The sequence below is a fragment of the Bacillus sp. FSL K6-0993 genome (genome assembly GCF_037977205.1).
Classification (GTDB): domain Bacteria; phylum Bacillota; class Bacilli; order Bacillales; family Bacillaceae; genus Bacillus; species Bacillus subtilis.
The window spans coordinates 165001-172500 of the sequence record NZ_CP150275.1 but is presented as its reverse complement, the minus strand read 5'-3'; the positions used below and the strand labels follow the sequence as shown (position 1 = coordinate 172500).

General features: G+C 52.3%; 6 tRNA genes and 5 rRNA genes (1 of these 11 only partly in view). All 11 read right to left on the bottom strand.

Going from position 1 to position 7500, the window contains the following annotated elements:
* Nucleotides 1-1537 (bottom strand): 16S ribosomal RNA (locus MHH79_RS01000) (it extends 13 nt beyond the left edge of the window).
* A gap of 185 nt (nucleotides 1538-1722) precedes the next feature.
* Nucleotides 1723-1838 (bottom strand): 5S ribosomal RNA (rrf, locus tag MHH79_RS00995).
* 54 nt (nucleotides 1839-1892) lie between these two features.
* Nucleotides 1893-4820, bottom strand: a 23S ribosomal RNA gene (locus MHH79_RS00990).
* A 170-nt stretch (nucleotides 4821-4990) separates the two neighbouring features.
* A 16S ribosomal RNA gene (locus tag MHH79_RS00985) occupies nucleotides 4991-6540 on the bottom strand.
* 171 nt (nucleotides 6541-6711) lie between these two features.
* Nucleotides 6712-6787: transfer RNA gene (locus tag MHH79_RS00980), tRNA-Ala, on the bottom strand.
* 8 nt (nucleotides 6788-6795) lie between these two features.
* Nucleotides 6796-6872 (bottom strand) — tRNA-Pro (locus MHH79_RS00975).
* A 27-nt stretch (nucleotides 6873-6899) separates the two neighbouring features.
* Nucleotides 6900-6976, bottom strand: a tRNA-Arg gene (locus MHH79_RS00970).
* A 31-nt stretch (nucleotides 6977-7007) separates the two neighbouring features.
* A tRNA-Gly gene (locus MHH79_RS00965) sits at nucleotides 7008-7082 on the bottom strand.
* Nucleotides 7083-7142: 60 nt separating this feature from the next.
* Nucleotides 7143-7215 (bottom strand) — tRNA-Thr (locus MHH79_RS00960).
* A 2-nt stretch (nucleotides 7216-7217) separates the two neighbouring features.
* A tRNA-Asn gene (locus MHH79_RS00955) sits at nucleotides 7218-7292 on the bottom strand.
* 43 nt (nucleotides 7293-7335) lie between these two features.
* Nucleotides 7336-7451, bottom strand: a 5S ribosomal RNA gene (rrf, locus tag MHH79_RS00950).
* Together the 16S, 23S and 5S rRNA genes with 6 tRNA genes alongside form the textbook arrangement of a ribosomal RNA operon.
* Nucleotides 7452-7500 lie beyond the last annotated feature (49 nt).

Sequence of the window (7500 nt, the reverse complement as noted above, 5' to 3'; positions counted from 1 at the left end):
CAGCCGCACCTTCCGATACGGCTACCTTGTTACGACTTCACCCCAATCATCTGTCCCACCTTCGGCGGCTGGCTCCTAAAAGGTTACCTCACCGACTTCGGGTGTTACAAACTCTCGTGGTGTGACGGGCGGTGTGTACAAGGCCCGGGAACGTATTCACCGCGGCATGCTGATCCGCGATTACTAGCGATTCCAGCTTCACGCAGTCGAGTTGCAGACTGCGATCCGAACTGAGAACAGATTTGTGGGATTGGCTTAACCTCGCGGTTTCGCTGCCCTTTGTTCTGTCCATTGTAGCACGTGTGTAGCCCAGGTCATAAGGGGCATGATGATTTGACGTCATCCCCACCTTCCTCCGGTTTGTCACCGGCAGTCACCTTAGAGTGCCCAACTGAATGCTGGCAACTAAGATCAAGGGTTGCGCTCGTTGCGGGACTTAACCCAACATCTCACGACACGAGCTGACGACAACCATGCACCACCTGTCACTCTGCCCCCGAAGGGGACGTCCTATCTCTAGGATTGTCAGAGGATGTCAAGACCTGGTAAGGTTCTTCGCGTTGCTTCGAATTAAACCACATGCTCCACCGCTTGTGCGGGCCCCCGTCAATTCCTTTGAGTTTCAGTCTTGCGACCGTACTCCCCAGGCGGAGTGCTTAATGCGTTAGCTGCAGCACTAAGGGGCGGAAACCCCCTAACACTTAGCACTCATCGTTTACGGCGTGGACTACCAGGGTATCTAATCCTGTTCGCTCCCCACGCTTTCGCTCCTCAGCGTCAGTTACAGACCAGAGAGTCGCCTTCGCCACTGGTGTTCCTCCACATCTCTACGCATTTCACCGCTACACGTGGAATTCCACTCTCCTCTTCTGCACTCAAGTTCCCCAGTTTCCAATGACCCTCCCCGGTTGAGCCGGGGGCTTTCACATCAGACTTAAGAAACCGCCTGCGAGCCCTTTACGCCCAATAATTCCGGACAACGCTTGCCACCTACGTATTACCGCGGCTGCTGGCACGTAGTTAGCCGTGGCTTTCTGGTTAGGTACCGTCAAGGTACCGCCCTATTCGAACGGTACTTGTTCTTCCCTAACAACAGAGCTTTACGATCCGAAAACCTTCATCACTCACGCGGCGTTGCTCCGTCAGACTTTCGTCCATTGCGGAAGATTCCCTACTGCTGCCTCCCGTAGGAGTCTGGGCCGTGTCTCAGTCCCAGTGTGGCCGATCACCCTCTCAGGTCGGCTACGCATCGTTGCCTTGGTGAGCCATTACCTCACCAACTAGCTAATGCGCCGCGGGTCCATCTGTAAGTGGTAGCCGAAGCCACCTTTTATGTTTGAACCATGCGGTTCAAACAACCATCCGGTATTAGCCCCGGTTTCCCGGAGTTATCCCAGTCTTACAGGCAGGTTACCCACGTGTTACTCACCCGTCCGCCGCTAACATCAGGGAGCAAGCTCCCATCTGTCCGCTCGACTTGCATGTATTAGGCACGCCGCCAGCGTTCGTCCTGAGCCAGGATCAAACTCTCCGATAAAGTAGTTTGACTGACTACGCACATCGCTGTGCGATTTTTAAAAACTGAATTAACAGGTACGTTTTGTCTTGTTTAGTTTTCAAAGATCATTTTGTTTGTCCGCTTTGTTAAAGCAACTTTATTAGTATACAACGTCACTTCTTCAAAGTCAACAACTTTTTTAAAAATTACACTAACGTGCAATTGCTTGGCGGCGTCCTACTCTCACAGGGGGAAACCCCCGACTACCATCGGCGCTGAAGAGCTTAACTTCCGTGTTCGGTATGGGAACGGGTGTGACCTCTTCGCTATCGCCACCAAACAAATTGAGAGTGTTCTCTCAAAACTAGATAACAGGTGTGACATCATTCAAAATGTGGTTAAGTCCTCGATCGATTAGTATCTGTCAGCTCCATGTGTCGCCACACTTCCACCTCAGACCTATCAACCTGATCATCTTTCAGGGATCTTACTTCCTTGCGGAATGGGAAATCTCATCTTGAGGGGGGCTTCATGCTTAGATGCTTTCAGCACTTATCCCGTCCGCACATAGCTACCCAGCGATGCCCTTGGCAGAACAACTGGTACACCAGCGGTGCGTCCATCCCGGTCCTCTCGTACTAAGGACAGCTCCTCTCAAATTTCCTGCGCCCGCGACGGATAGGGACCGAACTGTCTCACGACGTTCTGAACCCAGCTCGCGTACCGCTTTAATGGGCGAACAGCCCAACCCTTGGGACCGACTACAGCCCCAGGATGCGATGAGCCGACATCGAGGTGCCAAACCTCCCCGTCGATGTGGACTCTTGGGGGAGATAAGCCTGTTATCCCCGGGGTAGCTTTTATCCGTTGAGCGATGGCCCTTCCATGCGGAACCACCGGATCACTAAGCCCGACTTTCGTCCCTGCTCGACTTGTAGGTCTCGCAGTCAAGCTCCCTTGTGCCTTTACACTCTGCGAATGATTTCCAACCATTCTGAGGGAACCTTTGGGCGCCTCCGTTACCTTTTAGGAGGCGACCGCCCCAGTCAAACTGCCCACCTGACACTGTCTCCCCGCCCGATAAGGGCGGCGGGTTAGAAGGTCAATACAGCCAGGGTAGTATCCCACCGATGCCTCCACCGAAGCTGGCGCTCCGGTTTCCAAGGCTCCTACCTATCCTGTACAAGCTGTACCAACATTCAATATCAGGCTGCAGTAAAGCTCCACGGGGTCTTTCCGTCCTGTCGCGGGTAACCTGCATCTTCACAGGTACTATAATTTCACCGAGTCTCTCGTTGAGACAGTGCCCAGATCGTTGCGCCTTTCGTGCGGGTCGGAACTTACCCGACAAGGAATTTCGCTACCTTAGGACCGTTATAGTTACGGCCGCCGTTTACTGGGGCTTCAATTCGCACCTTCGCTTACGCTAAGCGCTCCTCTTAACCTTCCAGCACCGGGCAGGCGTCAGCCCCTATACTTCGCCTTACGGCTTCGCAGAGACCTGTGTTTTTGCTAAACAGTCGCCTGGGCCTATTCACTGCGGCTCTCTCGGGCTTGCACCCTAACAGAGCACCCCTTCTCCCGAAGTTACGGGGTCATTTTGCCGAGTTCCTTAACGAGAGTTCTCTCGATCACCTTAGGATTCTCTCCTCGCCTACCTGTGTCGGTTTGCGGTACGGGCACCTCTCACCTCGCTAGAGGCTTTTCTTGGCAGTGTGGAATCAGGAACTTCGCTACTATATTTCGCTCGCCATCACAGCTCAGCCTTATGGGAAACGGATTTGCCTATTTCCCAGCCTAACTGCTTGGACGCGGATATCCAATACCGCGCTTACCCTATCCTCCTGCGTCCCCCCATTGCTCAAATGGTGAGGAGGTGGTACAGGAATATCAACCTGTTGTCCATCGCCTACGCCTTTCGGCCTCGGCTTAGGTCCCGACTAACCCTGAGCGGACGAGCCTTCCTCAGGAAACCTTAGGCATTCGGTGGAGGGGATTCTCACCCCTCTTTCGCTACTCATACCGGCATTCTCACTTCTAAGCGCTCCACCAGTCCTTCCGGTCTGGCTTCACAGCCCTTAGAACGCTCTCCTACCACTGTTCGAAGAACAGTCCGCAGCTTCGGTGATACGTTTAGCCCCGGTACATTTTCGGCGCAGAGTCACTCGACCAGTGAGCTATTACGCACTCTTTAAATGGTGGCTGCTTCTAAGCCAACATCCTGGTTGTCTAAGCAACTCCACATCCTTTTCCACTTAACGTATACTTTGGGACCTTAGCTGGCGGTCTGGGCTGTTTCCCTTTCGACTACGGATCTTATCACTCGCAGTCTGACTCCCAAGGATAAGTCATTGGCATTCGGAGTTTGACTGAATTCGGTAACCCGGTAGGGGCCCCTAGTCCAATCAGTGCTCTACCTCCAAGACTCTTACCTTGAGGCTAGCCCTAAAGCTATTTCGGAGAGAACCAGCTATCTCCAGGTTCGATTGGCATTTCACCCCTACCCACACCTCATCCCCGCACTTTTCAACGTGCGTGGGTTCGGGCCTCCATTCAGTGTTACCTGAACTTCACCCTGGACATGGGTAGATCACCTGGTTTCGGGTCTACGACCACGTACTCATGCGCCCTATTCAGACTCGCTTTCGCTGCGGCTCCGCATCTTCTGCTTAACCTTGCACGGGATCGTAACTCGCCGGTTCATTCTACAAAAGGCACGCCATCACCCGTTAACGGGCTCTGACTACTTGTAGGCACACGGTTTCAGGATCTCTTTCACTCCCCTTCCGGGGTGCTTTTCACCTTTCCCTCACGGTACTGGTTCACTATCGGTCACTAGGGAGTATTTAGCCTTGGGAGATGGTCCTCCCGGATTCCGACGGAATTTCACGTGTTCCGCCGTACTCAGGATCCACTCAGGAGAGAACGAAGTTTTGACTACAGGGCTGTTACCTCCTATGGCGGGCCTTTCCAGACCTCTTCATCTACCTCGTTCTTTTGTAACTCCGTACAGAGTGTCCTACAACCCCAAGAGGCAAGCCTCTTGGTTTGGGCTAATCCCGTTTCGCTCGCCGCTACTCAGGGAATCGCATTTGCTTTCTCTTCCTCCGGGTACTTAGATGTTTCAGTTCCCCGGGTCTGCCTTCTCATATCCTATGAATTCAGATATGGATACCACTCCATTACGAGTGGTGGGTTTCCCCATTCGGAAATCTCCGGATCAAAGCTTGCTTACAGCTCCCCGAAGCATATCGGTGTTCGTCCCGTCCTTCATCGGCTCCTAGTGCCAAGGCATCCACCGTGCGCCCTTTCTAACTTAACCGTTAAAAAGAATCACTATGTGATATCTTGTGTTACTAATTGAATGTGATGTCTACTGTTATCTAGTTTTCAAAGAACACGTTTCGAAGGAATGATCCTTCAAAACTAAACAAGACAGGGAACGTTCTGTTTATAAGACCCAAGGTCTTATATTCCGTATAATATCCTTAGAAAGGAGGTGATCCAGCCGCACCTTCCGATACGGCTACCTTGTTACGACTTCACCCCAATCATCTGTCCCACCTTCGGCGGCTGGCTCCTAAAAGGTTACCTCACCGACTTCGGGTGTTACAAACTCTCGTGGTGTGACGGGCGGTGTGTACAAGGCCCGGGAACGTATTCACCGCGGCATGCTGATCCGCGATTACTAGCGATTCCAGCTTCACGCAGTCGAGTTGCAGACTGCGATCCGAACTGAGAACAGATTTGTGGGATTGGCTTAACCTCGCGGTTTCGCTGCCCTTTGTTCTGTCCATTGTAGCACGTGTGTAGCCCAGGTCATAAGGGGCATGATGATTTGACGTCATCCCCACCTTCCTCCGGTTTGTCACCGGCAGTCACCTTAGAGTGCCCAACTGAATGCTGGCAACTAAGATCAAGGGTTGCGCTCGTTGCGGGACTTAACCCAACATCTCACGACACGAGCTGACGACAACCATGCACCACCTGTCACTCTGCCCCCGAAGGGGACGTCCTATCTCTAGGATTGTCAGAGGATGTCAAGACCTGGTAAGGTTCTTCGCGTTGCTTCGAATTAAACCACATGCTCCACCGCTTGTGCGGGCCCCCGTCAATTCCTTTGAGTTTCAGTCTTGCGACCGTACTCCCCAGGCGGAGTGCTTAATGCGTTAGCTGCAGCACTAAGGGGCGGAAACCCCCTAACACTTAGCACTCATCGTTTACGGCGTGGACTACCAGGGTATCTAATCCTGTTCGCTCCCCACGCTTTCGCTCCTCAGCGTCAGTTACAGACCAGAGAGTCGCCTTCGCCACTGGTGTTCCTCCACATCTCTACGCATTTCACCGCTACACGTGGAATTCCACTCTCCTCTTCTGCACTCAAGTTCCCCAGTTTCCAATGACCCTCCCCGGTTGAGCCGGGGGCTTTCACATCAGACTTAAGAAACCGCCTGCGAGCCCTTTACGCCCAATAATTCCGGACAACGCTTGCCACCTACGTATTACCGCGGCTGCTGGCACGTAGTTAGCCGTGGCTTTCTGGTTAGGTACCGTCAAGGTACCGCCCTATTCGAACGGTACTTGTTCTTCCCTAACAACAGAGCTTTACGATCCGAAAACCTTCATCACTCACGCGGCGTTGCTCCGTCAGACTTTCGTCCATTGCGGAAGATTCCCTACTGCTGCCTCCCGTAGGAGTCTGGGCCGTGTCTCAGTCCCAGTGTGGCCGATCACCCTCTCAGGTCGGCTACGCATCGTTGCCTTGGTGAGCCATTACCTCACCAACTAGCTAATGCGCCGCGGGTCCATCTGTAAGTGGTAGCCGAAGCCACCTTTTATGTTTGAACCATGCGGTTCAAACAACCATCCGGTATTAGCCCCGGTTTCCCGGAGTTATCCCAGTCTTACAGGCAGGTTACCCACGTGTTACTCACCCGTCCGCCGCTAACATCAGGGAGCAAGCTCCCATCTGTCCGCTCGACTTGCATGTATTAGGCACGCCGCCAGCGTTCGTCCTGAGCCAGGATCAAACTCTCCGATAAAGTAGTTTGACTGACTACGCACATCGCTGTGCGATTTTTAAAAACTGAATTAACAGGTACGTTTTGTCTTGTTTAGTTTTCAAAGATCATTTTGTTTGTCCGCTTTGTTAAAGCAACTTTATTAGTATACAACGTCGCTTCTTCAAAGTCAACAACTTTTTTAAAAACTTTTGGTGGAGCCTAGCGGGATCGAACCGCTGACCTCCTGCGTGCAAAGCAGGCGCTCTCCCAGCTGAGCTAAGGCCCCATAAAAAATGGTCGGGAAGACAGGATTCGAACCTGCGACCCCATGGTCCCAAACCATGTGCTCTACCAAGCTGAGCTACTTCCCGATTCCCTATCTATTCTATTAAAAGATATGGCGCGCCCGAGAGGAGTCGAACCCCTAACCTTTTGATCCGTAGTCAAACGCTCTATCCAATTGAGCTACGGGCGCAATTCAATTTACAATATCCCGTTGGGATAAATGGAGCGGAAGACGGGATTCGAACCCGCGACCCCCACCTTGGCAAGGTGGTGTTCTACCACTGAACTACTTCCGCATATCGCAATAAAAAAAGCTTTCTCCTTATGAGAAACCTTGGTAATAATACATTTAATAAAGCTTCCAAGCGGGCTCGAACCGCTGACCTCTTCCTTACCATGGAAGTGCTCTACCTGCTGAGCTATGGAAGCAATGGCTCCGCAGGTAGGATTCGAACCTACGACCGATCGGTTAACAGCCGATAGCTCTACCACTGAGCTACTGCGGAATAATATAAAGCTTCATAAACAAACATGGTAGAATTAATATCTGCTTGGCGGCGTCCTACTCTCACAGGGGGAAACCCCCGACTACCATCGGCGCTGAAGAGCTTAACTTCCGTGTTCGGTATGGGAACGGGTGTGACCTCTTCGCTATCGCCACCAAACAAATTGAGAGTGTTCTCTCAAAACTAGATAACAGGTGTGACATCATTC